General features: G+C 68.3%; 27 protein-coding genes and 3 tRNA genes. 14 read left to right on the top strand and 16 right to left on the bottom strand.

Translation table 11 applies throughout. The annotated features are described in order from the left end of the window. Positions 1 to 207 precede the first annotated feature (207 nt). The 5 genes from IBX18_RS01130 to IBX18_RS01150 all read right to left on the bottom strand — a co-directional run bounded on the left by IBX18_RS01130 (position 208) and on the right by IBX18_RS01150 (position 2,287). Complete coding sequence (locus tag IBX18_RS01130) at positions 208 to 1,269, bottom strand: fused (3R)-hydroxyacyl-ACP dehydratase subunits HadA/HadB (RefSeq protein WP_306796162.1); 1,062 nt, start codon at positions 1,267 to 1,269, stop codon at positions 208 to 210. A gap of 270 nt (positions 1,270 to 1,539) precedes the next feature. After that, positions 1,540 to 1,710 carry a 50S ribosomal protein L33 gene (gene rpmG, locus IBX18_RS01135; protein ID WP_014988500.1) on the bottom strand — a complete coding sequence of 57 codons (171 nt, stop codon included), beginning with the start codon at positions 1,708 to 1,710 and terminating at the stop codon, positions 1,540 to 1,542. Positions 1,711 to 1,752: 42 nt separating this feature from the next. Next, a tRNA-Met gene (locus IBX18_RS01140) sits at positions 1,753 to 1,828 on the bottom strand. Between the two features lie 92 nt (positions 1,829 to 1,920). Then, positions 1,921 to 1,993: transfer RNA gene (locus IBX18_RS01145), tRNA-Thr, on the bottom strand. A 211-nt stretch (positions 1,994 to 2,204) separates the two neighbouring features. Beyond that, a tRNA-Tyr gene (locus IBX18_RS01150) sits at positions 2,205 to 2,287 on the bottom strand. A 166-nt stretch (positions 2,288 to 2,453) separates the two neighbouring features. Here IBX18_RS01150 and IBX18_RS01155 point away from each other — a divergent pair. Then, positions 2,454 to 2,945 carry a YajQ family cyclic di-GMP-binding protein gene (locus IBX18_RS01155; protein ID WP_135233588.1) on the top strand — a complete coding sequence of 164 codons (492 nt, stop codon included), beginning with the start codon at positions 2,454 to 2,456 and terminating at the stop codon, positions 2,943 to 2,945. A gap of 11 nt (positions 2,946 to 2,956) precedes the next feature. On the opposite strand, the gene htpX is transcribed toward IBX18_RS01155, so the two are convergent. Further along, positions 2,957 to 3,829 carry a zinc metalloprotease HtpX gene (gene htpX, locus IBX18_RS01160; RefSeq protein WP_194831943.1) on the bottom strand — a complete coding sequence of 291 codons (873 nt, stop codon included), beginning with the start codon at positions 3,827 to 3,829 and terminating at the stop codon, positions 2,957 to 2,959. Positions 3,830 to 4,055: 226 nt separating this feature from the next. After that, the gene (locus tag IBX18_RS01165) at positions 4,056 to 5,078 is read right to left on the bottom strand and encodes a polyprenyl synthetase family protein (RefSeq protein ID WP_135233590.1); all 1,023 of its coding nucleotides are present in this window, start codon (positions 5,076 to 5,078) and stop codon (positions 4,056 to 4,058) included. 194 nt (positions 5,079 to 5,272) lie between these two features. On the opposite strand from IBX18_RS01165, the gene IBX18_RS01170 reads away from it, so the two are divergent. Both IBX18_RS01170 and IBX18_RS01175 read left to right on the top strand, forming a co-directional pair. Then, positions 5,273 to 6,538 carry a geranylgeranyl reductase family protein gene (locus tag IBX18_RS01170; RefSeq protein ID WP_194831944.1) on the top strand — a complete coding sequence of 422 codons (1,266 nt, stop codon included), beginning with the start codon at positions 5,273 to 5,275 and terminating at the stop codon, positions 6,536 to 6,538. A gap of 58 nt (positions 6,539 to 6,596) precedes the next feature. Continuing rightward, positions 6,597 to 7,025: a helix-turn-helix transcriptional regulator gene (locus IBX18_RS01175; protein ID WP_194831945.1), complete on the top strand. Its 429-nt coding sequence runs from the start codon at positions 6,597 to 6,599 to the stop codon at positions 7,023 to 7,025. Here the strand turns inward: IBX18_RS01175 and IBX18_RS01180 are convergent. Both IBX18_RS01180 and IBX18_RS01185 read right to left on the bottom strand, forming a co-directional pair. Beyond that, positions 7,022 to 7,471, bottom strand: a complete 450-nt coding sequence (locus IBX18_RS01180; protein WP_194831946.1) for a deazaflavin-dependent nitroreductase — start codon at positions 7,469 to 7,471, stop codon at positions 7,022 to 7,024. The genes IBX18_RS01175 and IBX18_RS01180 overlap by 4 nt on opposite strands. 11 nt (positions 7,472 to 7,482) lie before the next feature. Continuing rightward, a complete protein-coding gene (locus IBX18_RS01185; RefSeq protein ID WP_194831947.1) occupies positions 7,483 to 8,055 on the bottom strand; it encodes a PadR family transcriptional regulator in 573 nt (190 codons plus the stop codon). 101 nt (positions 8,056 to 8,156) lie between these two features. Between IBX18_RS01185 and IBX18_RS01190 the strand changes: the two genes are divergently transcribed. Beyond that, positions 8,157 to 8,594: a VOC family protein gene (locus tag IBX18_RS01190; RefSeq protein ID WP_194831948.1), complete on the top strand. Its 438-nt coding sequence runs from the start codon at positions 8,157 to 8,159 to the stop codon at positions 8,592 to 8,594. 60 nt (positions 8,595 to 8,654) lie between these two features. On the opposite strand, the gene IBX18_RS01195 is transcribed toward IBX18_RS01190, so the two are convergent. Then, entirely contained in the window at positions 8,655 to 9,161 is a 507-nt protein-coding gene (locus tag IBX18_RS01195; RefSeq protein WP_194831949.1) for a DUF2505 domain-containing protein, read from the bottom strand. A gap of 39 nt (positions 9,162 to 9,200) precedes the next feature. Between IBX18_RS01195 and IBX18_RS01200 the strand changes: the two genes are divergently transcribed. From IBX18_RS01200 to IBX18_RS01215, 4 genes are all read left to right on the top strand, one after another. Continuing rightward, positions 9,201 to 9,653 carry a DUF3592 domain-containing protein gene (locus IBX18_RS01200; RefSeq protein WP_194831950.1) on the top strand — a complete coding sequence of 151 codons (453 nt, stop codon included), beginning with the start codon at positions 9,201 to 9,203 and terminating at the stop codon, positions 9,651 to 9,653. Positions 9,654 to 9,752: 99 nt separating this feature from the next. Then, on the top strand, positions 9,753 to 10,892 hold the full coding sequence (locus IBX18_RS01205) for a glycosyltransferase family 1 protein (RefSeq protein WP_194831951.1): 1,140 nt from the start codon (positions 9,753 to 9,755) through the stop codon (positions 10,890 to 10,892). 96 nt (positions 10,893 to 10,988) lie between these two features. Beyond that, positions 10,989 to 11,693 carry a demethylmenaquinone methyltransferase gene (locus IBX18_RS01210; protein ID WP_194831952.1) on the top strand — a complete coding sequence of 235 codons (705 nt, stop codon included), beginning with the start codon at positions 10,989 to 10,991 and terminating at the stop codon, positions 11,691 to 11,693. 112 nt (positions 11,694 to 11,805) lie between these two features. Next, positions 11,806 to 15,981, top strand: a complete 4,176-nt coding sequence (locus tag IBX18_RS01215; RefSeq protein ID WP_194831953.1) for a bifunctional nitrate reductase/sulfite reductase flavoprotein subunit alpha — start codon at positions 11,806 to 11,808, stop codon at positions 15,979 to 15,981. 17 nt (positions 15,982 to 15,998) lie between these two features. Here IBX18_RS01215 and IBX18_RS01220 read toward each other — a convergent pair whose 3' ends face one another. After that, positions 15,999 to 17,033 carry an aldo/keto reductase gene (locus IBX18_RS01220; RefSeq protein ID WP_194831954.1) on the bottom strand — a complete coding sequence of 345 codons (1,035 nt, stop codon included), beginning with the start codon at positions 17,031 to 17,033 and terminating at the stop codon, positions 15,999 to 16,001. Positions 17,034 to 17,115: 82 nt separating this feature from the next. Between IBX18_RS01220 and IBX18_RS01225 the strand changes: the two genes are divergently transcribed. Beyond that, positions 17,116 to 17,736 carry a TetR-like C-terminal domain-containing protein gene (locus tag IBX18_RS01225; RefSeq protein WP_194831955.1) on the top strand — a complete coding sequence of 207 codons (621 nt, stop codon included), beginning with the start codon at positions 17,116 to 17,118 and terminating at the stop codon, positions 17,734 to 17,736. A 6-nt stretch (positions 17,737 to 17,742) separates the two neighbouring features. Here the strand turns inward: IBX18_RS01225 and IBX18_RS01230 are convergent, their stop codons facing one another. Beyond that, on the bottom strand, positions 17,743 to 18,321 hold the full coding sequence (locus IBX18_RS01230; RefSeq protein ID WP_194831956.1) for a TIGR03086 family metal-binding protein: 579 nt from the start codon (positions 18,319 to 18,321) through the stop codon (positions 17,743 to 17,745). Positions 18,322 to 18,460: 139 nt separating this feature from the next. Between IBX18_RS01230 and IBX18_RS01235 the strand changes: the two genes are divergently transcribed. Beyond that, on the top strand, positions 18,461 to 18,697 hold the full coding sequence (locus IBX18_RS01235; protein WP_107659518.1) for a hypothetical protein: 237 nt from the start codon (positions 18,461 to 18,463) through the stop codon (positions 18,695 to 18,697). Between the two features lie 133 nt (positions 18,698 to 18,830). Next, positions 18,831 to 19,070, top strand: coding sequence for a hypothetical protein (locus IBX18_RS01240; RefSeq protein WP_194831957.1), 240 nt, complete (start codon positions 18,831 to 18,833; stop codon positions 19,068 to 19,070). A gap of 24 nt (positions 19,071 to 19,094) precedes the next feature. On the opposite strand, the gene menD is transcribed toward IBX18_RS01240, so the two are convergent. The 3 genes from menD to IBX18_RS01255 form a co-directional block, all read right to left on the bottom strand. Further along, complete coding sequence (gene menD, locus IBX18_RS01245; RefSeq protein WP_135233604.1) at positions 19,095 to 20,738, bottom strand: 2-succinyl-5-enolpyruvyl-6-hydroxy-3-cyclohexene-1-carboxylic-acid synthase; 1,644 nt, start codon at positions 20,736 to 20,738, stop codon at positions 19,095 to 19,097. A 161-nt stretch (positions 20,739 to 20,899) separates the two neighbouring features. Next, positions 20,900 to 21,346, bottom strand: a complete 447-nt coding sequence (locus IBX18_RS01250; protein WP_107659520.1) for a hypothetical protein — start codon at positions 21,344 to 21,346, stop codon at positions 20,900 to 20,902. A gap of 143 nt (positions 21,347 to 21,489) precedes the next feature. Further along, positions 21,490 to 22,146 carry a PaaI family thioesterase gene (locus IBX18_RS01255; protein ID WP_194831958.1) on the bottom strand — a complete coding sequence of 219 codons (657 nt, stop codon included), beginning with the start codon at positions 22,144 to 22,146 and terminating at the stop codon, positions 21,490 to 21,492. A gap of 93 nt (positions 22,147 to 22,239) precedes the next feature. Here IBX18_RS01255 and IBX18_RS01260 point away from each other — a divergent pair, with 93 nt between their 5' ends. From IBX18_RS01260 to menE, 3 genes are all read left to right on the top strand, one after another. Next, the gene (locus IBX18_RS01260) at positions 22,240 to 23,133 is read left to right on the top strand and encodes a 1,4-dihydroxy-2-naphthoyl-CoA synthase (protein ID WP_194831959.1); all 894 of its coding nucleotides are present in this window, start codon (positions 22,240 to 22,242) and stop codon (positions 23,131 to 23,133) included. Position 23,134: 1 nt separating this feature from the next. Continuing rightward, on the top strand, positions 23,135 to 23,527 hold the full coding sequence (locus IBX18_RS01265; protein WP_194831960.1) for a VOC family protein: 393 nt from the start codon (positions 23,135 to 23,137) through the stop codon (positions 23,525 to 23,527). A gap of 354 nt (positions 23,528 to 23,881) precedes the next feature. Then, the gene (menE, locus tag IBX18_RS01270; protein ID WP_194832682.1) at positions 23,882 to 25,015 is read left to right on the top strand and encodes an o-succinylbenzoate--CoA ligase; all 1,134 of its coding nucleotides are present in this window, start codon (positions 23,882 to 23,884) and stop codon (positions 25,013 to 25,015) included. Positions 25,016 to 25,025: 10 nt separating this feature from the next. Here menE and IBX18_RS01275 read toward each other — a convergent pair whose 3' ends face one another. Beyond that, on the bottom strand, positions 25,026 to 25,361 hold the full coding sequence (locus IBX18_RS01275) for a TA system VapC family ribonuclease toxin (RefSeq protein WP_194831961.1): 336 nt from the start codon (positions 25,359 to 25,361) through the stop codon (positions 25,026 to 25,028). Positions 25,362 to 25,396: the final 35 nt, after the last annotated feature.

Here is a 25,396-nt window from a genome sequence, read left to right on the forward strand (position 1 = left end):
CAACCACTGTTCGGTATTCAGTTGTAGAACTCCGGTGCCACCACATGACACGCGCGCTGCCTTCGCAGTCGCCGGCCCCGTGGGCGAAACCTTGACGGCCTCACCTGGAACCAGCCCTACAGAGCAGCGCGCAGCGGCTGGTGACCCCAGAAATCCGAGTGTACGTTACCGCCCGCGTCGATAGCCAATCAGGGTCAGTCGACCAGGTCAGGCCAGTTGCACGGTTGCCGTCGCGCGCCCGAAGATCTTGCGCCCCGCCGACTTCGCCACGATGGCGACGACCGCGGTCCGCGTCTCCGGATCCACCGACTTCACTTTACCGGTGTACTCGATCTCGGCGGCCTCGTCGGTGCCGACGTAGACCGGGCTGGTGAAGCGGACGTTGTACTCCTTGACCGCGCCGGGATCGCCGAGCCAGGAGGTGACGAAACCGCCGCCGAGGCCCATGGTGAGCATGCCGTGCGCGACCACGTTGTCCAGGCCGACGAGCTTGATGACCTCGTCGCTCCAGTGGATCGGGTTGGCGTCGCCGGAGACACCGGCGTAGTTCACCAGGTCGCCGCGGGTGAGCCGGACGATGCGGGCGGGCAGTTCGTCGCCCACCGCGATGTCGTCGAAGCTGATCGCGTGCTTGCTCGGCGTGATCTCGGGCACCGTGGCCGGCTGCACCGGCGCGGCAACGGCATTGGCGCGCGGCTTGTGGTCCGGTGCGTCCTCGCCGATGCCGTGCATCAGCACGTTGCGCACGGTGTCGTTGAGGTTCGGGTCGATGTCGCCGCCGCTGCGGCCGATGAGCGTGGTGTAGGTGGTGAGCACCAGCTCGTCGTTCTGCGCGGTGACGATGTTCTTGGTGACGATGATGTCGCCGCCGAAGGCCTGCCGGAACGAGTGCAGGTAGACGTCGCAGACCAGCTGGTCGCCGACCTTGATCGGCCGGTGGAACTCCAGGATCTGGTCGGTCTGCAGGATCTGGCTCAGGTCGTAGCCGGTGACAATCTGCTCGAAGAGCTTGCGCTGGGCCAGAATGCCGACCAGGGAGATGAAGGTCAGCGGCGCGAGCAGGCCGTCGTAGCCGTACTCCTGCGCGAGGTCCTCGTCCCAGTGCACCGGGTGGTAGTCCTGCACGGCGCGCGCGTATTCGCGCACCTTCTCGCGGCCGACCTCGTAGTAGTCGTCGACGCGGTAGTGGTGACCGACCATCGAGGCCGCGTGCGCCGCGGGGTCGAAGGTCTCGACCGCCTGAACCGCTTCGTCTGTACCGGTGTTGATTGTCACGGGAGGACTGTACCTATCTGACCCCGAGCCCGGAGTCGGCGGAGCGTTCACGAGCGGGCCCCGCTAGCGCGCGGCTTTCGTCGTGACCGCAGTGGCGGCTGTGACTCTCGTTCCCTCGCTATTGCTCGCTCACCTACCGCACCCGACCGCGAAAATGCGTCAGGGCCGGACAAACGTCCGGCCCTCGCACTGTCACGATCCGAGATTGCCGGGAGCAATCAAACTCCCGACGCCGATCCACGCGGCAGCATCACGCGTGGCGGACTAGCGGGATTCTTTGTGTCCCCGGTGCGTGCCGCAGTTCGGGCAGAACTTCTTGAGTTCCAGCCGATCCGGGTCGTTGCGCCGGTTCTTCTTGGTGATGTAGTTGCGGTGCTTGCACTGCTCGCAGGCCAAGGTGATCTTTGGCCGGACATCGGTGGACTTCGCGGCCACGATATTCCTTCTTTCGGGTCAACCAGTTGGTCTGATCGGTTTTGGTAGCGATGGCCGGACTTGAACCGGCGACACAACGATTATGAGTCGTTTGCTCTACCGACTGAGCTACACCGCCAAGGGGTCGCATTGCTGTGGTGCGGCGCCCCGGCTCCCACCAGAGTGGGAACTATATGCGATGCCGAGTCGGTCACCACCGGCAATCCGGCGAGCCCCCTAACGGAATCGAACCGTTGACCTTTTCCTTACCATGGAAACGCTCTGCCGACTGAGCTAAGGGGGCATGACTACTTCCGCACCAGGACTAGAACGTTGGACCCCGGCGCGGCGAAGTCTTGAACGAGGTTACACACCCAACGGTCAGAGCTCCAAACCGGGTGGTCAGAAGCCTTTTTCCGGAGATCATCCGGACCGAGGAGGGCATCGAGAGCGGCCGACGGACCCGGTAAGCACGAAACCCCCGCGGATCGAAGTCGATCCACGGGGGTTCCGGGTGGCAGATGTAGGATTCGAACCTACGTAGGCTTTCGCCGACGGATTTACAGTCCGCTCCCATTGGCCGCTCGGGCAATCTGCCGTCGCGCTCTCGGCGCGAAAAGCAGAATACATCCACCCCCCGCCCTGATTGCAAACCGGCTGGCCATCGGCCATGCGGCGGGACTACGGTCGCGCTCCGGGGTACAACTAACGTGACCGATCAACCGGTCGAGCGAGCAGTTGGACCGCCAGGACAGGAGCGAAGTGTGGCCGATTCGTCATTCGATGTCGTCAGCAAGGTCGAACGTCAGGAGGTCGACAACGCCCTGCACCAGGCGGAGAAGGAGCTGACCACCCGGTACGACTTCCGTGGCACCGGCGCGGCCATCGAGTGGTCCGGCGAGGACAAGATCGTGCTGACGGCCGAGGCCGAGGAGCGGGTCAAGGCGGCGCTGGAGGTGTTCAAGGAGAAGCTGATTCGCCGCGACATCTCGCTCAAGGCGTTCGACGCCGGCGAGCCGGTCGCCTCCGGCAAGACCTACAAGATCACCGGAACACTGGTCCAGGGCATCGACACCGAGCATGCGAAAAAGATCACCAAGAAGATCCGCGACGAGGGCCCGAAGGGCGTGAAGGCGCAGATCCAGGGTGAGGAACTGCGGGTGAGCAGCAAGAAGCGCGACGACCTGCAGGCCGTCATCTCGCTGCTGAAGGGTGAAGATTTCGGCATCGCCCTGCAGTTCGTCAACTACCGCTAGCGGGCGGCGGCCTACGGCTTCGGGCCACCCGCCATTTCCTCCAGGCGAGCGATGCGCTCGGCCATCGGGGGGTGCGTGGAGAACCAGCGGGCGGCACGCTCGCCCGCCCGGAACGGGTTGGCGATCATCATGTGTGACTGGGCGGTCAATTGCGGCTCAGGCGGCAACGGGGCGGCCTGCACGCCGCGCTCCAGTTTGCGCAGCGCCGAGGCGAGGGCGAGCGGGTCGCCGGTGAGTTCGGCGCCGGACTGGTCCGCCTGGTATTCGCGGGAACGGGAGACGGCCAGCTTGATCAGGCTCGCCGCGATCGGCCCGAGCAGCGAAACGAGCAGCACGCCGAGCATGTTCGGGCCTTCGCCGTTGCGATTGCCGCCGAACGCGGAGGCGAAGAAGGCCAGGTTGGCCAGGCCGGAGATGACCGCGGCGAGCGCGCCCGCCACCGACGAGATCAGGATGTCGCGGTTGTAGACGTGCGATAGCTCGTGGCCGAGCACGGCCCGCAACTCCCGCTCGTCCAGGATCTGCAGGATGCCGCTGGTACAGCAGACCGCGGCGTGCCGGGGACTGCGGCCGGTGGCAAACGCGTTGGGGGCGTTGGTCGGGCTGATGTAGAGCCGCGGCATCGGCTGGCGCGCGGTGGTCGCCAGCTCACGCACGATCCGGTAGATCACCGGCGCTTCCAGCTCGCTGACCGGTTGCGCGTGCATCGCCTTCAACGCGAGTTTGTCGCTGTTGAAGTACGCGTACGCGTTCATGCCGACGGCGAGCAGGATGGCGATGATCAGGATCGTCGGGCTGCGGAACGCCGCGCCGGCGAGCACGATCAAGGCCGACAGGCCGACCATCAGCCCAAAGGTCTTCAGACCATTCGCGTACCCGTGCATGTCCCGCCTCTCCGCGTATTCAGGCCAGACTCGCCTGCCGCGAGACCGGCGTTGGCGCCCGGCGGTAGCAGCTCACATCAGTAAGCCCGTACCCGGCGAGTTACCCATGTGCGCACGAGATCAGTTCTCACTTCGAGCTTCGACTCTCGTCGAGAGCACGCCAAGTCAACGAGGAGGGGCGGACAAAGGTTCCTGATCGGAACATAGCCACCGCCACGGATCGAACTCAGCCGACGCGCTCGATCGTGTAGCGCACGAGGTGTTCGAGGGCGTCGTTGGCGGGTCCGGCGGGCAGCGCGGAGAGTTCGGCGTGCGCGATGTCGGCGAAGCCTTGCAGCTTCTCCTTGGCCAGCACCATGCCGTGCGAGCGGGACAGCAGGTCGAGGGCTTCCTCGACCTCGGCGTCGGTCTGCAGCGGGTTGGCGAGCAGTTTGCGCAGGCGGTCGCCGTCGGCGCCCTCGTCGCGCAGCGCGTACAGCACCGGCAGCGTGTGCACGCCCTCGCGCAGGTCGGTGCCGGGAGTCTTGCCGGACTGCTCGGCGGCAGAAGAGATGTCGATGATGTCGTCGGAGATCTGGAAGGCGGTGCCGACCGCGTCACCGAGCCGGGCCAGCCGCTCGACGTGCTCGGTGCCCGCGCCGGAGAAGGTGCCGCCGAAGCGACCGGCGGCCGCGATGAGCGACCCGGTCTTCTCCCAGACGACGCGCAGGTAGTGCTCGACCGGGTCCTGGGATTCGCGGGCGCCCATGGTCTCGCGCATCTGGCCGGTGACCAGTTCGGCGAAGGTTTCGGCGATGATGCGGACCGCGTCGGGGCCCAGCGTCGAGGTGAGCCGGGAGGCGTGGGCGAACAGGTAGTCGCCGGCCAGGATCGCGATGTTGTTGCCCCAGCGCGCGTTCACGCTCGGGGCGCCGCGGCGCATGGTGGCCTCGTCCATCACGTCGTCGTGGTACAGCGTGGCCAGGTGCACCAGTTCGACGACGGTGCCCGCGGTGATCAGCGCGGGATCGGTCGGGTTCGGGCCGAGCTGGCCGGTGAGGATGGTGAACAGCGGACGGAACCGCTTGCCGCCGGCTTTCGCCAGGTGCAGCGCCGCCTCCTGCAGGAAGTCTTCGCCGTCGGACAGCTCGTCGACCAGGAGCTTCTCGACCTCTTCCAGGCCGTTGCGCACGGTCGCCGCGAGTTCGGTGTCGACGAGATCGACCCCGGCCACCACGGTGCTCTCGTCCTTCACAGCCGATGTGCTCATTTCTTCTCCCACCGATCCGTCCGACCCCACGATAGAGAACCTAGCGTGTCCCCAGCGGATGGCCCATGAACACCGTCACTATGCGGTGTATCAGACACTTTCGCACACCATTTTCCGCGCGCCGCGCCGACCCGCGTGGCAGCTGACGCGCCCGCCGTCGACACGAACAAGATTGCCCTGCAAGTATTGAGCGCATGGGTTCACCGGAAGTCACTCCCGCGGGCGGGGACGCGCTGCCCAGCAGGGCCGAGGTCCTGGTCGTCGGTGCCGGTCCGGCCGGATCGGCCTCCGCCGCCTGGGCCGCGCGGGCCGGGCGCGACGTGGTGCTGCTCGACTCCGCCGTCTTCCCCAGGGACAAGACCTGCGGCGATGGGCTGACCCCGCGCGCGACGGCCGAGCTGGAACACCTCGGGCTCGGCGATTGGCTGCGCGCGCACACCGTCAACCACGGCCTGCGGATGACCGGCTTCGGCAGGGAGGCCCTGCTGCCCTGGCCCGCCGGATCGTTCCCGACATACGGAAGTGCCGTCCCACGAACCGAACTCGACGACAAGCTGCGCGAGACCGCGGTGAAGTCCGGCGCGCGGATGATCGACGGCAGCAAAGTGGTCGATGTCACCCGCGACGGCGACCGGATCACCGGTGTGACGGTGCGAACCGCGACGGGCACGCACACCATCGGCTGCACGACGCTCATCGTCGCCGACGGAGTGCGCTCGCCGGTCGGGCGGCTGCTCGGCCGCACCTGGCATCGGCAGTACGCCTACGGGACGGCGGCCCGCGCCTACATCAAGTCCGGCCGCAGCGACGACCAGTGGATCACCTCGCATCTCGAACTGCGCGACGCCGACAACGCGCTGGTCCCCGGGTACGGCTGGGTCTTCCCGCTGGGCAACGGAGAGGTCAATATCGGGGTCGGCTCGCTGGCCACCGAGCAGCGCCCCTCGCATATCGCGCTGAAACCGCTGCTGGAGCACTACACGAAGCTGCGCTTCGACGAATGGGAGTTCGAGGGTTCGCTGCGCGCGGTGGCCTCGGCGCTGCTGCCGATGGGCGGTGCGGTGTCGAATGTGGCGGGCCGTAACTGGGTGCTGGTCGGCGATGCCGCGGGCTGTGTGAACCCGTTGAACGGCGAGGGCATCGACTACGGCCTGGAGGGCGGGCACATGCTGGCCGGGTTGCTGGACGAACCGGACCTCACCCGCATCTGGCCCGAGCTGCTGCGCGCGAAGTACGGGCGGACCTTCTCGGTGGCGCGGCGGATCGCCGGGCTGGCCACCCATCCGCGGATGGTGCCGATCGGCGGGCCGCCGGTGATGCGGTCGAAGTACCTGCAGCGCACCGCGGTCCGGGTGATGGGCAACCTGGTCACCGACGAGGATGTGGATCTGACCGCGCGGGCCTGGCGGGCAGCGGGGCGGATGTCGATGCGCGCCGACGACCTGCCGCCCTTCTCCTGATACCTGTGCCTGCGGTTTCACCGAGGCGACGGCACTGGCTGCCGGTAGGCTTCCGGCCATGGGCGGACACCCGGCAGGTGGCTTACCCGCGTTGTACTTGCTGCCGCATCTGCGGCGGGCCCGCGACCTCGCGGATCGACAGTATGCCGATCCGCTCCGTCTCGATGAATTGGCCGCTGCCGCAGGGGTTTCCAAATATCACTTTCTGCGGGCGTTCGCCGCGGTCTACGGGCTGACGCCGGCCGCGTATCTGGCGGAGCGGCGGATCGAGCGCGCGCAGGATCTGCTGCGCTCCACCAATGTCACGGTGACCGAGGTGTGCATGCTGGTCGGCTACAGCAGCCTCGGCTCGTTCAGCAGCAAATTCCGCCAGCTGGTCGGCGTCTCGCCCTCGGAGTATCAGGCCAAGTTCGCCGACGGGGCACCGCGCATTCCGGGGTGCTTCGTGTTCATGCACGGCCTCAGCGACCGGAAGCGCGATACCTAAGGCGCCGTGGGGTTTTCGATGCGGAACACCGCGCAGCGCGGGGCCGCGGCGGCGAATTCGTCCGGGTCGGCGGACTCGACCAGACCGAGCTTGATGAAGAACGGCACACCGTGCGGTACCTCGCGCGGGAATTCGCGCAGGATCGCGGCGCGTTCCTCGGCGGGCAGTTCGATCAGGTCGACGCGGTGGCGTTTGCGGCCCTCGGCCAGGATGCCCCAGTGGCTCTTGCGCGCGTTGCGCACCCACTCGGCCTTGGCGTGACCGACGACGTAGCGCGCACCGCGCACGGTCAACGGCGAGACCGGGGTGGTCCGTAGCTCGCCGGAGGCCCGGCCGGGCACCGAGAGCACCCGCATCGTGCCGATCGTCACCCCCAGTCGGTTCAGCGTGATCACGACGCGGTTCATCGGTTTCAGCCAGCCGGGCAGGCCCAGTTTCGTTTCCATGACAACTCCTTTCACGTCGGCCATGGCAGATCGCCGTCGCCGATCCGTCGTGCGGCGCGCTCTACCCACCGCAATTCGGTGTCGAGTAGTTCGCGTTGGAGCTCGCCCTCTATCAGGACGATTTCCGGAATTTCGGTCGCCTTTGCCGCGGCCAGGTCAGCGGTCAGCTCAGCGGAAGAGGCGCGCAAGGCCGCGGCCCGCCGGGCGAGCAGTTCGGCCGCGCGCTCCGGTGCCAGATTGAGGACGTGCGCGAGACCGGCCGGGAAGCGCGGATATTCGTTGATCGGCTCGGCGAGGTATTCGTCGAGCAGCGAGTCGAGTTCGGCGCGTCCGGTGGCGGTGATTTCGTAACTGGTGCGTTCGGGGCGCGCACCGGCCCGGCTGGTGCCGACCGGCTCGATCAGTCCGCTCGCGGCCAGCCGGGCGACGGTGTCGTAGACGGAACCGCCGCGCATCCGCACCACGCGGCCGACGTGGCGGTCCTTGATGAGCGCCTGCATCTCGTAGGGGTGCATGGGGCGCTCGTTGAGCAGGCTCAGGACGGCCAGTGCCAAGGGAGTTCTGCGGGCTCGCTGTGCCGCCATCACGCTCCAAATATTCGAACTCGAATAACCGAACTCGACTATACGGGAAGACCGCAATTTCCGAGAAGCATCCGGTCGAGGGGCCGCCATAGCCTTGCCGCATGACAACGATCACGAACGTCTCGCTGGTCACCGTGTACGTCACGGACCAATCCGAATCGAAGCAGTGGTACATCGACAAGCTGGGCTTCGTCGAGGTCGCCGACATCACCATGGGCGACAACGGGTTCCGCTGGGTCACCATCGCGCACCCGCAGCACCCGGAGTTGGAGATCGGCCTGATGATCCCCGGGCCGCCGCTGGACGACAACCTGGCCGAGGCCATCCGCCGCGCCCTCGCGAACGGCACGCACGGCGCGCTCGGCCTGCGCACCGAGAACTGCCAGAAGACCTTCGAGGAGCTCACCGCCAAGGGCGTCGAGTTCGTGCAGCCGCCCGCCGAGCGGCCCTACGGCACCGAGGCGATCGTCCGGGACAACTCCGGGAACTGGCTGGTGCTGGTGGAGCAGAAGGAGTACTCCCCGGAGGACTTCAAATAAAACGAAACCCGTCGCCCCGGCGTATCTGCCGGGACGACGGGTGCAGGTTCTGTATGAGGATCAGGCAGTCGCCTGCGCGGCGACCCACTCCTCGATGAACTTGCGCTCGCTGTTGAGCACCCGATGGTGCAGCTGCTCGGCGAGCGGCTCGATGGCGCCGCCGACCAGCGGCACCTTCACCTGCACGGTGCCGACCACCTCGATCTCGGAACCCTCTGCGGTCGAGCGCATTTCGTAGGTGCCCGACATCTCGGTGGCGATGCCGCCGGTCTCGCCCTCGAAGGTGCCCTTGGCGACCTCGCCGGTGAGCGCCTGCCAGTTGTCGGTGCGCGAGAGCATGAGCTCGCTCTTGAGCACCTTGCTCACCACGCTGGGAATCTTGTCCTGCGCGGCCTTTTCGGTCATATGGATGCGGATGGTGCCCTCGCCCTCGGGGTGCGAGAGGTCCAATGTCGCGGTCTCGGCGTCGGCGAAACGCGCTCGCCAGACTTTCTCGTCGGTCAGTGCCCGGTGAAGATCTTCGACCGGGACGGTGTAAGGCACGGTGAAGCTGAATTTTCGGGACATGCGCGACACGGTAGTCCAGTCGATCGGTAGCCTGTTGCGGTGTTGGAAACCACGCAGTCTGATCGGCGATCGATCCGCCTGCGGCGGGCCAGAATCGGCGTGCTCACGGCTGCCACGGTGATCAGCGTGCTCGTCGTGCTCCTGGTGCTGGCCGCCTGGCGCAACGACTACCTGATCAGCTCGGACAAGGGCGTGGCCAGCGCCGAGGTGCTCTCCGCAGGCCGGCTGCGCTCCGCGGTCATGTACGTGACCCCCGACGGTGAGACACACAATCCGAAGGTCGGCGTGCTGTACCCGACCAACCTCACAGCGGGTGAGCGCATCCGGGTCGAATACAACCGCGCGGACCCCGATCTGGTGCGGGTGGAGGGGCGCGATGTCCGCGTCGCCATTCCGCCCGCGTTGTCGGTGATCGTCGTGGTGTGGCTCATCGCCCTGCCGACGCTGTGGCTGCTGGTTCGGCTCAGCAGGCGACGGCCGGGCGCGAGCTGAACTACCGAGCCGGGGTCGGCCCGAGGAGTTCGCTCGATCTTTAGGTGTCCTTCACGCATGCGTGGCGAGACGGCGCGATCCGGCCGTCAACCTGAGAGAGTGCGTGTAGCGATCGTTGCCGAGTCGTTTCTGCCGAATATGAACGGCGTCGTCAACTCCGTGCTCCGGGTGCTCGATCACCTGGACCGGCACGGCCACGACGCCCTGATCATCGCGCCGGACACCACGCGCGGGCTGGCCCCCGCCGCGCGCTGGCACGAGCGGTTCCGGGTGCACCGGGTGCCCGCGGTGATGGTGCCGAAGATCAGTTCGCTGCCGGTGGGGCTGCCGCAGCCGGGCATCGTCTCGGCCATCGAGGATTTCGACGCCGACGTGGTGCATCTGGCCTCGCCGTTCCTGCTCGGGGCAGGCGGTCTCGCCGCGGCCATGCGGCTGGATCTGCCCACGGTGGCGGTGTATCAGACCGACGTCGCCGGATTCGCCAAGAGCTACGGGCTGGCGCTGGCCAGCCGGGCGGCCTGGGCTTGGACGCGGCGCATCCACGAGGGCGCGACCAGGACATTGGCGCCGTCGCGTGCGGCCGCCGAAGATCTGGCGCAGCACGGCATTCCGCGCGTGCACCGGTGGGGTCGAGGCGTGGACATCGCCCGGTTCACCCCGCAGGCCCGGCGCACGGAACTGCGTGACTCCTGGCTCGACGGCGACAAGCTGGTGGTCGGCTTCGTCGGACGGCTGGCGCCGGAGAAGCACGTCGAGCGGCTCGCGGTGCTAGCGAACGACCCGGATATCCAGTTGGTGATCGTCGGCGATGGGCCGGAACGCGACCGGCTCGCCCGGATGATGCCGACCGCCGTGTTCACCGGCGAACTCGGCGGCAACACCTTGGCTCAGGCGTATGCGAGCCTGGACGTGATGGTGCACGCGGGCGAGCACGAAACCTTCTGCCAGGGCGTGCAGGAAGCGCTCGCCTCCGGCATCCCGGTGATCGGCCCCGACGCGGGCGGGCCGCGCGACCTGATCGCGCACTGTCGCAACGGTTATCTGCTCCCGGTCGACCGATTCACCGAACTGTTGCCGAGTGCCGTTGGGGCACTGCATGATCCGGTACTGCGAGCCCGATTCGCCGGAGCCGCACGTAAATCGGTGCTGCACCGCACCTGGCCCGCGATCTGCACCGAACTGATGGGGCACTACGCGGACGTGACCGGTAACCGAATGCGGCTACCGCATACGGCATAACGCCGGGCCGGTCCGAACGGCCGAGCGCGGCGCGATGTGATCGAACAATCTCCCTACCTCCCTCGGCGCGCCGCGCTGCGAGAGTTAGGGTCAACCGTGGCGAAAACAGAATCGACCAGGGCCTCGTTGGACAAGCAGCCGCGCGAGGTGGCGACGATGTTCGACGGTGTCGCGCGACGGTACGACCTGACCAACACCGTGATCTCCGGCGGTCAGGATCGCTACTGGCGCTGGGCGGTGCGCAAGGCGCTGGCGCCGCGGCCGGGCGAGCGGATCCTCGACCTCGCGGCGGGCACCGGGGTGTCCACGGTCGATCTGGCGAAATCCGGCGCCTGGTGCCTGGCCGCCGACTTCTCCCAGGGCATGCTGGCCGCCGGTAGGCACCGCAAGGTGCCGATGGTGGCGGCCGACGCGCTGGCGCTGCCGTTCGCCGACGACTCGTTCGACGGGGTGACGATCTCCTACGGGCTGCGCAATATCTCCGATACCGAGGGCGCGCTGCGCGAGATGCTGCGGGTCACCAAGCCGGGCGGCAGGCTGGTCATCGCCGAGTTCTCCACGCCGGTCGTGCCGGGTTTCCGCACCGTATACATGGAATATCTGATGAAGGCGCTGCCGAAGGTGGCCCGCGCGGTCAGCAGCAATCCGGACGCCTACGTCTACCTGGCCGAGTCGATCCGCGCCTGGCCGAACCAGCGGCAACTGGCGCTGCGGATCGCGAGCACCGGGTGGTCCTCGGTGAAGTGGCGCAACCTCACCGGCGGGATCGTCGCGCTGCATCGCGCGTACAAACTGGGCTGATCAGCGACCTGCGTCACACCTCACCGGCGATTTTTCCGCCTGTGAGGGGCAATGTCATCTGGCGATAACGCGCGGTAAACCCGCCGCAATCGGCGATGGCCATGATCGGGGCATGGTGGACGCAGGCACGACGCGCGCGGACGGCACCGCGCGGACGGCATGCTCGTACTGTGGCGTCGGTTGTGGCGTCACGGTGCAGACGCGGGCCGGCGCCGACGGGGCACCGGTGATCGCCAAGGTCAGCGGGGACAAGCTGCACCCGGCGAACGCGGGCAGGCTGTGCACCAAGGGCGCCACCCACCTGGAATTGATGCGGGCGCCCGGCCGGATGCAGACCGCGTTCCGACGTCCCGAACGCGGGCAGGAGCCGGTGCCGGCACCGGTCGACGACGTCGTGCGCGAGGCGGCCGACCGGTTGCGGGCGATCCTGGACGAGCACGGGCCCGACGCGATCGCGCTGTACGTCTCCGGGCAGATGTCGCTCGAGGCACAGTACCTGGCGACCAAGCTGGCCAAGGGCTACCTGCGAACCGTGCACATCGAGGCGAACTCGCGGCTGTGCATGGCGAGCGCCGGTACCGGTTACAAGCAGTCGCTGGGTGCGGACGGGCCGCCCGGCTCCTATGACGACTTCGAACACGCCGACCTGTTCTTCGTGATCGGCGCGAACATGGCCGACTGTCACCCGATCCTGTACTTGCGCATGGTCGATCGGGTCAAGGCCGGCGCCAAGCTGATCGTCGTCGACCCGCGCCGCACCGATACCGCGGCGCGCGCCGACCTGTTCCTGCAGATCGCGCCAGGCACCGACCTGGCGCTGCTGAACGGGCTGCTGCATCTGCTGGTCGAAAACGGTGACATAGACCAGGATTTCATTGCCGAGCACACCGAGGGCTGGGCCGGGATGCCCGAGTTCCTCGCGGACTATCCGCCCGCGCGGGTCGCCGAGATCACCGGGCTCGCCGAAGCCGATATCCGTACCGCCGCACAGTGGATCGGCGAGGCGGGCGAGTGGATGTCGCTGTGGACGATGGGGCTCAACCAGTCCACCCACGGCACCTGGAACACCAACGCGCTCTGCAATCTGCACCTGGCTACCGGCACCATCGGGCGAGTCGGCAGCGGGCCGTTCTCGCTGACCGGACAGCCGAATGCCATGGGCGGCCGCGAAATGGGGTACATGGGCCCCGGCCTGCCGGGCCAGCGCAGCGTGCTCTCCCCCGCCGACCGCGCGTTCGTGGAAACCGCCTGGGGTCTCGAGGCCGGCACGATTCGCGAGGAGGTGGGTCCGGGCACCATCGAGATGTTCCGCGAGCTGGCGGCGGGCAACATCAAGGCCGCCTGGATCATCTGCACCAATCCCGTTGCCACGGTGGCCAACCGCAAGACCGTGCTCGACGGGCTGGAGACGGCCGAACTGGTGATCGCGCAGGACGCGTACGCCGAAACCGCCACCAACGCCTACGCCGACCTGTTGCTGCCCGCCACGCTGTGGGCCGAAGCCGATGCGGTGATGGTGAATTCGGAACGCAACGTCACGCTGCTGCAGCGTTCCGTCGATCCGATCGGCGATACTCGCCCGGACTGGCTGCTGATCGCCCAGGTGGCCACCGCGATGGGCTTCCCCGGCTTCGACTTCGCCTCCAGCGCCGAGGTTTTCGCCGAGATCAAACAGTTCGCCAATCCCGCCACCGGATATGACCTGCGCGGCATGGATTTCGAGCGACTCAGGGAGGGGCCGATGCAGTGGCCGTGTCCCGAGGGGGCCGGCGCGCGCAATCCGATTCGCTATCTCAACGACGGGGTCAGCCAGACACTGCACGTCGACGCGTCCGGTCATCGGCCGAGGCTGGCGTTCGCCACCCCGAGCAGGCGCGCCGTGTTCTGGCCGCGCCCGCATCTGCCGGCCGCGGAGCTGCCCGACGACGACTTCCCGTTCGTGCTCAATACCGGTCGGCTGCAGCACCAATGGCACACGATGACCAAGACCGGCAAGATCGACAAGCTGAACAAGTTGAACGGGCAGCCGTTCGTCGAGGTGCACCCGGCCGACGCCGAACGGCTCGGAGTGCGCGCGGGCGACCAGCTCGAAATCGCCTCGCGGCGTGGGCGGGCGGTGCTGCCGGTGCAGATCAGCGACCGGGTCCGGCCCGGTGACTGCTTCGCGCCGTTCCACTGGAACGACGAGCACGGTGAATATCTGACGATCAACGCGGTCACCAACGACGCCGTCGATCCGGCTTCGCTGCAACCGGAGTTCAAGGCCTGCGCGATCTCGCTGCGCAGAGTGGCGGTGCCGGAGGCCGAGCCGCCGCACTCGCCCGCGGTGCCGACGCCCGCGATGGCCGCCGCCCATCCGCTGGCCGCCTTGTTCGGGCTGGACGCCGCCGCCACCCCGATGCTCACCGAGACCGAGCGGATCTATCTCAGCGGGTATCTCTCCGCACTGCAGGCGGTTCCGGTGACCGGGCAGCCTGTGCTGCCCGCCGCGGCGCCGATGTCCACGCAGAGCAGGCTCTGGATCGATGGCGTGCTGGCAGGCATGTACTCCCGCGCCGGAGCGCCGGAGGCGGCGAGCGCCCACCCGGTGACCGTGCTGTGGGCCTCGCAGACCGGGACGGCGGAGGAACTCGCCGCGACGGTGGCCGCGCGGCTCACCGAATGCGGTTTCGCGCCACGGCTGCTCGACATGGACTCGTGTGCGGTGGACGCGTTGACCGGTGACGTGCTGGTGATCAGCAGCACCTTCGGCGACGGCGGGCCACCGGACAACGGCGCCGACTTCTGGAACCAGCTGGACAGCAATGCGATTCGCCTCACCGGCGTGCGCTATGCGGTGTTCGCCCTGGGCGACTCCTCGTACGACGACTTCTGCGGGCACGGCCGCAAACTCGATGAACGGTTGGCCGAATACGGTGCGGTGCGGCTGCTCGACCGCGTCGACAGCGAGCCGGATTTCCTGGAGCCCGCCGAGCGCTGGCTCGATTCGATCGTGGCGCTGCTCGGCGAGGGCGTGGAAACCGCTGCGCCGGAAACTGATCCGGGCCCGCCCGCGAAAGGACCGGCACCCAGTCGAGGCGGCGGCACCATGACGGCGGTGCGCACCCGCGCGACCGCGCCCGCGCCGGGGCGCACCCGGCGAGAGATCGCGCCGTTCACCCGGCACGCGCCGGTACCCGCGGCGCTGGTGCGCAACGAGCCGCTCACCCTCAGTGACTCACCGAAAGAGGTGCGGCAGTTCGGCTTCGATCTGCGCGGCCTGGAGGCCGACTACGAGGTCGGCGACTCGCTCGGCGTCTGGCCGACCAACGACACCGCGCTGGTGGACGAGTGGCTGGCCGGCGCCGGACTCGACGGCCGGCGGATCATCGAGGTCGACGACCGCGAACTGTCGCTGGCCGAAGCGTTGCGCACGCACTACGACATCAGCAAGGTGAGCAACGACCTGCTCACCTTCATCGCCGAACGCAACCCGAACACCCGGCTGGCGAAGCTGCTGCGGCGCGACAATCGGATCGAACTCGACAATTACCTGTGGGACCGGCAGGCCGTGGACGTGCTGCGCGACTTCCCGGTGCGGGCCGATCTGGTCGACTGGCTCGGCATACTGAAAAAGCTGCAGCCGCGCCAGTATTCGATCTCGTCGAGCCCGTTGGTCAGCCCCGACGAGGTGCAGCTGACCGTCGGCGTGGTGCGCTACGGCGATCCCGCCGCCACCGGATCGGCGGCCCGGCGCGGCGGTGTCTGCTCGACCTTCCTGGCCGATCGAGCGGGCACCGGACCCACCGCCGTGCCGATCTTCCTGCAGCGCGCACCGCACTTCCGGCCGCCCGCCGACCCGACCGCACCGATGATCATGGTCGGGCCCGGCACCGGCATCGCGCCGTTCCGCGGCTTCCTGCAGGAGCGCCGCGCACTCGGCTGCACCGGCCGCAACTGGCTGTTCTTCGGCGAACAGCACGCCGCGCGCAACTTCTACTACCGGACCGAACTGGAAGACATGTTCCGCTCCGGCTTCCTCACCCGCCTCGACCTGGCCTTCTCCCGCGACCAGCGGGAGCGGATCTACGTGCAGCACCGCATGATCGAGCACGGCGCCGAGCTGTGGTCCTGGCTGTGCGACGGCGCGCACCTCTACGTCTGCGGCGACGCGACCAGAATGGCGAAGGACGTGGACGAAGCGCTGCTGCGTATCGCCCGCGTCCACGGCAACCTCGACGAAGCGGGCGCCCTCGCCTTCCGCAAACAACTGGTCGCCCAGAAGCGCTACGTCCGCGACGTCTACTGAACGACGCACGGGTTCGGCTACACCGCAGGAGGATTGAGGCGGGTGAAGTCGGCGAGGCGGTAGTACGGGTAGTAGGGGTAGGGCGGGGTGGTGGCGCTGGCCTTATCGAGACGGGCTATCTGGTCGGGGGTCAGTTCCCAGCCGATGGCGCCGAGGTTCTGGCGTAGCTGGTCCTCGTTGCGGGCGCCGACGATGACGGTGGCGACGGTGGGGCGGCGCAGCAGCCAGTTGAGAGCGATCTGCGGGACGGTCTTACCGGTTTCGGCGGCGAGCTCGTCGAGGACGTCGACCACGTCGTAGAGCTTGTCGTCGTCGACCGGCGGGCCCGCGGCGGCGGTCTGGTGCAACCGGCTGCCGTCCGGAAGGGGTTGGCCGCGCCGGATTTTGCCGGTCAGCCTGCCCCAGCCCAGCGGGCTCCAGATCACCGCGCCGACGCCTTGGTCCTGGCCGAGCGGCATGAGCTCCCACTCGTAGTCGCGGCCCACCAGCGAGTAATACACCTGGTGCGCGACGTAGCGGGTGAGGCCGTGCTTGTCCGCCGCGGCAAGGGATTTCATCAGCTGCCAGCCGGCGAAGTTGGAGGCGCCGAGGTAGCGGATCTTGCCCGCACGCACCAGATCGTCCAGTGCGGCAACAACTTCCTCGACCGGGGTGCCCGCGTCGAAGGCGTGCAGCTGGAACAGGTCGATGTAGTCGGTGCCGAGCCTGCGCAGCGAGGCTTCCACCGCGCCGACCAACCGGGCGCGGCCGGAACCGGCCTGCGACGGGCCCGGGCCGGTGGGCAGCGAGGCCTTGGTGGAGATGAGCAGCTGATCGCGCCTGCCCTTGATGGCCGCGCCGAGCACCTCCTCCGAGGCGCCGTCGGAGTAGACATCGGCGGTGTCGAACATGGTGACACCCGCCTCCAGGCTGATGTCGACCAACCGCCGCGCCTGCTCGGCATCGGTGTCGCCCCAGGCGCTGAACAGTTCGCCGCGTCCACCGAAGGTGCCCGCGCCGAAGCTCAGAGCCGGAACGTGCAGACCTGATGCACCAAGCCGCCGGTACTCCATTGTGACTCCTAAAGGGTCTATAGTTCCGTTAACACGTCGAACGGTACACCCAATCGGCGCTAAATGAAACTGGAGACCCATTATGACTGGAGACGAGGCGGTTCCCGGCTCGATCCGCCCCGGTGGCCGCACGGCTCGGGTGCGCGAATCCGTGTTGCACGTCGCGGGCGACCTACTCGCCGAGCGCGGTTTCGCGCACCTGGACCTCGCCGAGGTCGCGGCCGCCGCCGAGGTCGGCAAGACCACCGTCTACCGCCGCTGGCGCAACCCCACCGGTCTGGTCACCGACCTGCTGGCCGAGATGGCCGAGCAGTCGCTGCCGCATGCCGACACCGGATCGCTGCTCGGCGACCTCACCGCCAATGCCCGCCTGGTCGCCAGAACACTGACCGATCCCCGGCAGGGCAGGCTCTTTCAGGCCGTGATCGCCGCGGCCACCTGTGACGAGGCGGCCGCCGCGGCCCTGCGCCGCTTCTACGACGTCCGGCTCACCGAATGGTCACCCTGCGTCGAACGGGCGGTGGAACGCGGCGAGGCGCCCGCAGGCACCGATCCCCGCGCCGTGCTCTCGGCAGTGTCGGCACCGCTGTACTACCGCCTGCTCGCCAGCGGCGACCCGATCGATGATCGCGCCGCGACGTCCGCCGCCCGCGCCGCCGTAAACGCGGTCAGCGCAGGCATATTCGTCACCGGCGAACAGTGAGTCGCGCTACCCCGCCCAGGCGGCGCTGCGACCGGTGAGCGCGAGCACCCGGTCGAGCGCGGAGGCCTCGGCGGGGACCGGGAGCACCGGGCCGAAGAGACCCGGGGTGCCCTCCGGCGGGGTCTCGCGGAGCATGTCGAGCAGGATGGCGAGATCGGTGGCCGTCGCACTGAACGGCTGACCGGTGGCCTGCGCCAGATCCCAGCCGTGCACGACCAGCTCGTCCAGCGCGATCATGGCCATCACCGGCGCCTGCTCACTGACCCCACCCGCCTCCGTCACGCCGTCCCAGGCGCCCGGCTCACGCCACGCGGAAACCAGCGCCTTCAGTTGCGCGGGAATGCGCGAGCGCCAATCGCCGGCCAGCGTGCGCTCGTCCCCCACGGTGGGTGCGACCGACCCGCCGACCGCCTCCTTCGTCGCGGCCTGGCGGAACGCCTCGGTCAGGTCGACGACGTGGGCGAGCAGATCGCGCACGGTGGTATCCGCGCACGGCGTCTCGTCGGCGAGCTGCTCATCGGTGATGCGGACAACTACGGCCTCGAGAGCGGTGGCGGCCGGTTCGAAATCGAATTCCGGGTTCATGGGTTCTCCTGGACAGGTGCGGACGGCTCCTCTTGTGCAGACGGTGCGGCGCAGCGGGATTCATCGGTGCCCGCCCACCGGCGTGCCCCGCGACCAAGTCGTGACCGCGAAAAGCGCTGGAAAAGCGGACAATTGGTAGATGAAGGGTGATCGAGTAGAGATCGTTGTCGACTTCGGCGACGGGTCTCGCAGTTATGAAGTGGCCGCCACCCGCGCGGGGCGCCGAGTCGAGGTACGCATCGCACGCGGTGTGGTGGAAGTCAGCGAGGTGACGCGGACCGGGACACCGGTGCGGACCGCACGATTCATGGCAGGCCGCACGCTCGCGCTTGTCGAATATCCGGCCAACGGCACCGGGGCGCTCGACGGCGAGTAACCGGACGCCCCGGGGTTGCCCGGTGACCGGACCTGGCGCATGCTCGACAGTGCTGGACTGTTGTCCGCCTTGATTGTGGCGCGCCACAACTGGGTACGCCCCGACCGAGACCCACTGCGGAGAGGAGCGCACGATGACCGATCGCAGCACGTCCACCGAGATGAATGCCGTTCCGGAGGCCGACCTGGCCGAACAGTCCACGCCCGCCTACCCGGACGACACAGGCTACGTCGACGACGGACTCGAGCAGGACGGCGTCATCGACCAGGAGATTGCCGAGAACGTCGCCCGCGACACCTGGAGCGCCGATCCGGCCGACGTGTTCGAGCAGTCGATTCCCGTACCGCTCGACGACGAGCCGGATCCGGCCTGATCGCGGTAGCCCGAGCAGTTCGGCTCAGGGGCCGATCTTGGCGCGCACCGTCGCGTGCAGCTCGCGCAGGCTGGAACGCTCGGTAGCCACCTCCAGCACCCGGGTGCCGTGTGCGTTGCCCGCCAGTTCGACGGCCAGCTGCTCGGGATCGACCTGCCGGTGCGGGATGCGATAGGCCGCGCACAGCGCGGCGAGATCCATTCCGTGCGGGGTGCCGAAGACGCGCTCGAAGACGCCCGCGTACTGCGGGTCGCCCTGCTCGAGCAGTTCGAAGATGCCGCCGCCGTCGTCGTTGGCCACCACGATGGTCAGATCGGCGGGCCGTGGCTCGCCGGGGCCGATCAGCAGGCCGGCGGCGTCGTGCAGGAAGGTCAGGTCGCCGATCAGCGCCACGGTGCGGCCCTCGTGCCGCAGCGCCGCCCCGACCGCGGTGGACACGGTGCCGTCGATGCCCGCGACACCGCGGTTGGACAGCACCCTGATGCCCGGGCGCGGGTGCGACACCAGCGCGGCGTCGCGCACCGGATTAGAGGCGCCGAGCAGCAGCTGGTCGCCGTCGCGCAGCGCGTTCATCACCACGGCGGCCACGTGCAGGCCGGTCGGCTTGGGATGGCGGTCGAGTTCCTCGCGCACCACCTGATTGGCTTTCGCGTCGAGTTCGCGGCAGTAGGCCAGCCACTCCGGGCGCGGTGCGCCGGTGGTGACCGCCCTGGTGCCGGTGCCGAGCACATTGCCGGAGACATCGGGCCAGCGCGGGCCGGTGGTGAGCGCGTAGACCCGAACCGCCGGGTCGGCAAGGACTTTGGAGACCTGACGATGCAGCGTGGGCCGTCCGGTGATGATGGCTTGGCGCGGCTTCAGCAGCGGCAACGCGAGCGGATGCAGGGCGGGACCGTGCATCGGGGCGGTGGGTTCCGCGACCGTCGGCAGGTCGGCGAGTTCCGGCCGCAGCCCGGCGCCGTGCCCGGAGATGACGACGGTGTCGGGGGTGAGATCGAGATCGAGCGGCACATCGAGCGTGGCGTACTGGGTTTTGGTCCACGCCTGGTCGTCCGCGCGGCCGCCCGGCGCCGTCTCGCCCGGCGCCAGATTGGGCACCAGCGGCTCGCGCAGCGGGATGTCGAAGTGCACCGGGCCCGCATTGCCGGAGCGGGTGCCGCGGGCCGCCGCGAGCACCCGGCAGACGGCCGAGCGCCACTGGCTGTTCTGGTGGCCGTACGCCACGCAGTCGGCCGTCTCGGCCTCCTCCTCGGCGAGGCCGAGGCTGATGGTGGCGCGGACCTGGCTACCGAACAGTCCGAGCTGCTCCACCGTCTGATTGGCGCCGGAACCGAGCATCTCGTAGGGCCGGTTCGCGCTGAGCACCACCAGCGGAATGCGCGCGTAATTGGCCTCCAGCACGGCCGGGCCGAGATTTGCCACCGCGGTCCCCGATGTCATCACCACGGGCACCGGCAGGCGGCTGGCCACCGACAATCCGATGGCGAGGAAACCGGCCGTCCGCTCGTCGATGCGCATGTGCAGCCGCAGCCGACCGGCCGCGTCGGCGGCCTGCAGCGCGAAGGCCAGCGGCGCGTTGCGCGAGCCGGGACACAGGACGACGTCGCGCACACCCCCACGCGCGAGTTCGTCCACCACGACCTGCGCTTGTGCTGTAGACGGGTTCACCTCTCCAGCCTCTCAGACAGTGGCCGTCTCGTCTTCGTCGCCCTGCTCACACCCGGCGGGGGTGTGGCACTCCCCCGAAACGCAGAACGCGCCGCACATCGGAAAGTACGGCCGCGGGCGGCCGGTCGATGTGCGACGCGTTCGTCGTGCACGGTCTTGATTCAGTTGGCGTGCTTCTGAATCAGGTCGCCGACGCGCGGCAGCGCCTCGATGACGTTCTTCTTCGCCGACGAACGCATCGACGAGTAGACCTTCTTCAGCGCGGGCCGGGTGGAGGCTTCGGCGCGGGCGTCGGTGACCGAGAGCAAGGCCTCGGCAACCTCGTCGGACTTGGCGACCAGCAGATCGCCGAACGTGCCGGACCCCGTAGCGGTGTATTCCTGCCAGAACGGGTCCAGCTGCGCAACGAGTTTGGGCGCCAACGACTCCAGGGCGTCGGGCACGATCGACGGGCTGATCTTCTTGACCGCCGCGTAGCCACCCTTCACAGCCAGGCCGGACGCACCACCCTTGTCCGAGACCTCGGCATCAAGAACCTCGACGGCATCGGCAAGGAAAGCCGGGCGCTTGGCGTCGTCGAGCAGGGATTCAGACAGTGCTGCAACCACTTTCAGGTCCTCCGGAATAGGTTTCGATGAACGAGCAGGCGCAACTATACGCATCCCCGCGCAACTGGTCGCGGCACTCACCCGCTAACGCGGTGCGTCCCAAACGTGGCCTGCGCCACCGCAAATACAGACCGGACGGTCGCTCATGGCTGCCACGGCAGCAGCTGGACCATCAATCCCTCGCAGTCGGCGAGCACATTGCCCTGCTCATCGAGCAATTCCGCGGTGATGAAGGTCTTGCGGCCCTCGATCCGATCGACCCGCCCGTGCACGGTCAGCGGCGTCTCCAGCGGGGTGATCTTGCGGTAATTCACATGGAGATACGCGGTGCGACTGATGGGCCGTCCGGCGTAGTGCACGATCATGCCGAGCAGATCGTCGAACAGCAGCGGCAGCACGCCGCCGTGCGCAGCGCCGTTGCCGCCGAGGTGGAAACGGCGGAATTCACCGGTCATCCGGATGCCGTCCGGGCCCGCCTCGACCACCCGCCACGGCAGCAACAGCAGACTGCCGCGGCCGGGCAGTTCGACGGCGCGGCCCGCCGGGCCCTGCAATTCCGGTGCGCGGTAGGGATCCAACAGCGCGATCAGCTGCTCGGCCTGGGCGAGCGCGTCACCGAAGACCTCGTCGGGTGCGTCAACGGAAACCGCGAGATCCTGCAAGGTGCGCATCGCCTCGACGAACGGGGCGAAGTTGCGCCCGATCTTCGCGCGGGACACCTTCGGAAATCCCCCGTGTTTCTCGTACCGGGACTCGTCCACCGCACTGCGGTCGATAACCGGTTTCACTCGCTCGTTCATACCTGCACGGTAACCGCTTGTTTTACACCGTCAAGTCGGGACACTTCGGACACCGGACAAGCCACCTGCGCGACGAAGGCAATAATCACTGGGGTGACGTTCACTCCGAAGTTGTGGCGACCCGTCCCCGGGTTCGAGAATCTGACCGACATCACCTACCACCGGCACATCGAACAGGGCACGGTCCGTGTCGCGTTCGATCGACCGGAGGTGCGCAACGCGTTTCGCCCGCATACGGTCGACGAACTCTATCGGGCACTGGACCACGCGCGGATGACCCCGGACGTCGGCGCGGTGCTGCTCACCGGCAACGGCCCCAGCGAGAAGGACGGCGGCTGGGCCTTCTGCTCCGGCGGCGACCAGCGCATCCGCGGCCGCAACGGCTACCAGTACGCCAGCGGCGACACCGCGGACACCGTCGACCAGGCGCGCGCGGGCCGGTTGCACATCCTCGAGGTGCAGCGGCTGATCCGGTTCATGCCGAAGGTGGTCATCGCGCTGGTGAACGGCTGGGCCGCGGGCGGCGGGCACAGCCTGCATGTGGTCTGTGACCTCACGCTGGCCAGCCGCGAGCACGCCCGCTTCAAGCAGACCGACGCCGACGTCGGCAGCTTCGACGGCGGTTACGGCAGCGCCTATCTCGCGAAAATAGTGGGCCAGAAGTTCGCCCGCGAGATCTTCTTCCTCGGCCGCCCGTACACCGCCGAGGAGATGCACCAGATGGGCGCGGTGAACAAGGTGGTCGACCACGCCGAGCTGGAAGATGTTGCGCTGGAATGGACCGCCGACATCAACGGCAAGTCACCGCAGGCGCAGCGCATGCTCAAGTACGCGTTCAACCTGCTCGACGACGGACTGGTCGGCCAGCAATTGTTCGCCGGTGAGGCGACGCGCATGGCCTACATGACCGACGAGGCCGTCGAGGGCCGCGACGCGTTCCTGGAGAAGCGCAAGCCCGACTGGACCCCCTACCCCTGGTACTTCTGACATGGACATTCTCAGCAGCCGCATCATTCTGCGGCCCGCCGACTATCAGCGGGCCCTCGACTTCTATCGCGACGGGCTCGGGCTGGCCATCGCGCGCGAGTATCCGGGCGGCACGGTGTTCTTCGCCGGGCAGTCGCTGATCGAGGTGGCCGCGCACGGCGGATCCGGTGAGTCGTCGTCCTTCCAAGGTGCGATCTGGCTGCAGGTGCGCGACGTCGCGGACGCGGCCGCGGAACTCGCGGTGAAGGGCATCGCCATCGACCGGGCACCCGTGCAGGAACCGTGGGGGCTGATCGAAATGTGGGTGCGTGACCCCGATGGGGTGCCGATCGTGCTCGTCGAGGTGCCGCCTGCGCATCCGATCCGACGGGATCCGCGCTGGTCAGCGGACTGACATTTTATTTGTACGCACGCGCGGCGACCGGACCGAGTTGCCAAGGCGCGCCACGGCGAGGACGATAGCGCTCGGAAGGCCCCCGACCGCCGATGTCCGGCCCGGCCACCATGCGTAACCCGTCCGACGAGTGAATCGCAGTCTCGATGCCTGGCGTACCTGAGCCCCATTTCTTGGGAGCGGCCGCACATGTTTCGCGCCGCCCCCGCAAACCGACCACCCGTTCCGCGTTCGGCGACGCGGCCATGACACGATCGCTGACGTGAGCGAGCGCAGTGGGGTTGTGAGTAAGCCCAACGGGTGTCTTGGCGCTGGCGAGGTGCGGTCGTGAGTCGCACTCTTCGCACTTTGCCTATGCCCACCGGCTCCGGTGCTGGCGAGGTGCTGCCGCATCTGCGGGAAGCGTTGGAGGGCAACGGTCCCGCGTGGTTGCCGATCCCGACCAGCGACCGCCGCGAGGCCAGGCGCCTCAGTGACGCCCTCGCGCCCGGCGAGACGATCGATGACGAGGTCGCGCTCGTGGTGACCACCTCCGGCACCACCGGGGTGCCCAAGGGCGCGATGCTCAGCGCCGCCGCCCTGCGGGCCAGTGGCACCGCTACCCACGACCGTCTCGGCGGTCCGGGCAGCTGGCTGCTCGCCTTGCCGACGCACCACATCGCGGGCATTCAGGTGCTGCTGCGCAGCATCCTGGCCGGTACCCAGCCCACCATTCTCGATGTGTCGGGCGGCTTCCTGCCCGAGGCGCTGGCCGGTGCCGTGTCGAGCATGCGCGGCGACCGCCGCTACACCGCGCTGGTGCCGACCCAGCTGATCAAGGCGCTGGACGCACCCGTCGCCGCGGCGGCGCTCGCCGAATTGGACGGTGTTCTCGTCGGCGGGGCGGCCACGCCGCCGCCGGTGTACGAGCGCGCGAAAGCGGCCGGTATCAACGTTGTTCGCACCTACGGCATGAGTGAGACCTGCGGTGGGTGCGTGTACGACGGCATTCCGCTGGACGGCACGCAGGTCCGCATCGAGGACGGCCGGGTGCTGCTCGGCGGTGCGATGATCGCCTCCGGTTACCGCGGCCAACCGGGCCATTCCGCCTTCGCCGAGCCCGGCTGGTTCCGCACCGAGGACGCGGGCGTCTTCGACAACGGCAGGCTGCGCATCACCGGCCGGCTGGACGAGGCGATCATGACCGGCGGGCTCCTGGTGATCCCGCAGGTCGTCGAGGCCGTGCTGATGAACCATCCGGCCATCCGCGAGTGCGTGGTGCTCGGTCTGCCGGACGAGCGGCTCGGCCAGCGGGTCGCGGTCGTGGTGGTCCCCGCGCCCGGGGCGGTGCCGACCCTCGAGCAGCTGCGCGAATTCGTCGTGGCCGAACTCGATTCCATCGCGGCCCCCCGCGAACTCACCCTGGTCGACGAGATCCCGATGCGCGGCCCGGGCAAGCCCGACCGCACCATGCTGCGGGAGAACCTGCTCGCCGACTCGGCGCGCTGACCCGGCCGACTCAGTCCGCGAACGGGTCGCGGACGGAGATGGCCGGGTACTTCCGAAAGTCCCTGTCCCGGCTGTAGATCGTCGACACGCCGTGCTCGAGCATGAGCGCGACGATCACCGCGTCGGGCACCTCATTGCCGCGGCCGCCACCGACCTGGCGGTAGCAGCGCCAGAAGTTCTCGCCCTCGGCGACCACCCGGATCGACGGCGACGCCAGCACCGCCTCGACTGCCTGCTGTGCCGTCGCGATCGGTAGGGGCGACGCGCAGATCGTCGGGTGCGTGACGATGCGCAGATAGCTCTGCAAGACGGGCCAGAACAGGGTGGTCAGTTCCGGTTGTGTCACTGCCGTGCAAGGGTCATGCAAGAGAGGGGCCGCAC

Origin of the sequence: Nocardia sp. XZ_19_369 (assembly GCF_015355715.1) — a bacterium.
Taxonomy (GTDB): Bacteria; Actinomycetota; Actinomycetes; order Mycobacteriales; family Mycobacteriaceae; genus Nocardia.

Bases quoted from the DNA above. Each gene is read 5' to 3' on its own strand.
- htpX (WP_194831943.1), bottom strand. From the start codon at position 3,829: ATGCACGGGTACGCGAATGGTCTGAAGACCTTTGGGCTGATGGTCGGC.
- IBX18_RS01165 (WP_135233590.1), bottom strand. From the start codon at position 5,078: ATGAGCACATCGGCTGTGAAGGACGAGAGCACCGTGGTGGCCGGGGTC.
- IBX18_RS01170 (WP_194831944.1), top strand. From the start codon at position 5,273: ATGGGTTCACCGGAAGTCACTCCCGCGGGCGGGGACGCGCTGCCCAGC.
- IBX18_RS01175 (WP_194831945.1), top strand. From the start codon at position 6,597: ATGGGCGGACACCCGGCAGGTGGCTTACCCGCGTTGTACTTGCTGCCG.
- IBX18_RS01180 (WP_194831946.1), bottom strand. From the start codon at position 7,471: ATGGAAACGAAACTGGGCCTGCCCGGCTGGCTGAAACCGATGAACCGC.
- IBX18_RS01185 (WP_194831947.1), bottom strand. From the start codon at position 8,055: ATGGCGGCACAGCGAGCCCGCAGAACTCCCTTGGCACTGGCCGTCCTG.
- IBX18_RS01190 (WP_194831948.1), top strand. From the start codon at position 8,157: ATGACAACGATCACGAACGTCTCGCTGGTCACCGTGTACGTCACGGAC.
- IBX18_RS01195 (WP_194831949.1), bottom strand. From the start codon at position 9,161: ATGTCCCGAAAATTCAGCTTCACCGTGCCTTACACCGTCCCGGTCGAA.
- IBX18_RS01215 (WP_194831953.1), top strand. From the start codon at position 11,806: ATGGTGGACGCAGGCACGACGCGCGCGGACGGCACCGCGCGGACGGCA.
- IBX18_RS01220 (WP_194831954.1), bottom strand. From the start codon at position 17,033: ATGGAGTACCGGCGGCTTGGTGCATCAGGTCTGCACGTTCCGGCTCTG.
- IBX18_RS01225 (WP_194831955.1), top strand. From the start codon at position 17,116: ATGACTGGAGACGAGGCGGTTCCCGGCTCGATCCGCCCCGGTGGCCGC.
- IBX18_RS01230 (WP_194831956.1), bottom strand. From the start codon at position 18,321: ATGAACCCGGAATTCGATTTCGAACCGGCCGCCACCGCTCTCGAGGCC.
- IBX18_RS01235 (WP_107659518.1), top strand. From the start codon at position 18,461: ATGAAGGGTGATCGAGTAGAGATCGTTGTCGACTTCGGCGACGGGTCT.
- IBX18_RS01240 (WP_194831957.1), top strand. From the start codon at position 18,831: ATGACCGATCGCAGCACGTCCACCGAGATGAATGCCGTTCCGGAGGCC.
- IBX18_RS01255 (WP_194831958.1), bottom strand. From the start codon at position 22,146: ATGAACGAGCGAGTGAAACCGGTTATCGACCGCAGTGCGGTGGACGAG.
- IBX18_RS01265 (WP_194831960.1), top strand. From the start codon at position 23,135: ATGGACATTCTCAGCAGCCGCATCATTCTGCGGCCCGCCGACTATCAG.
- menE (WP_194832682.1), top strand. From the start codon at position 23,882: ATGCCCACCGGCTCCGGTGCTGGCGAGGTGCTGCCGCATCTGCGGGAA.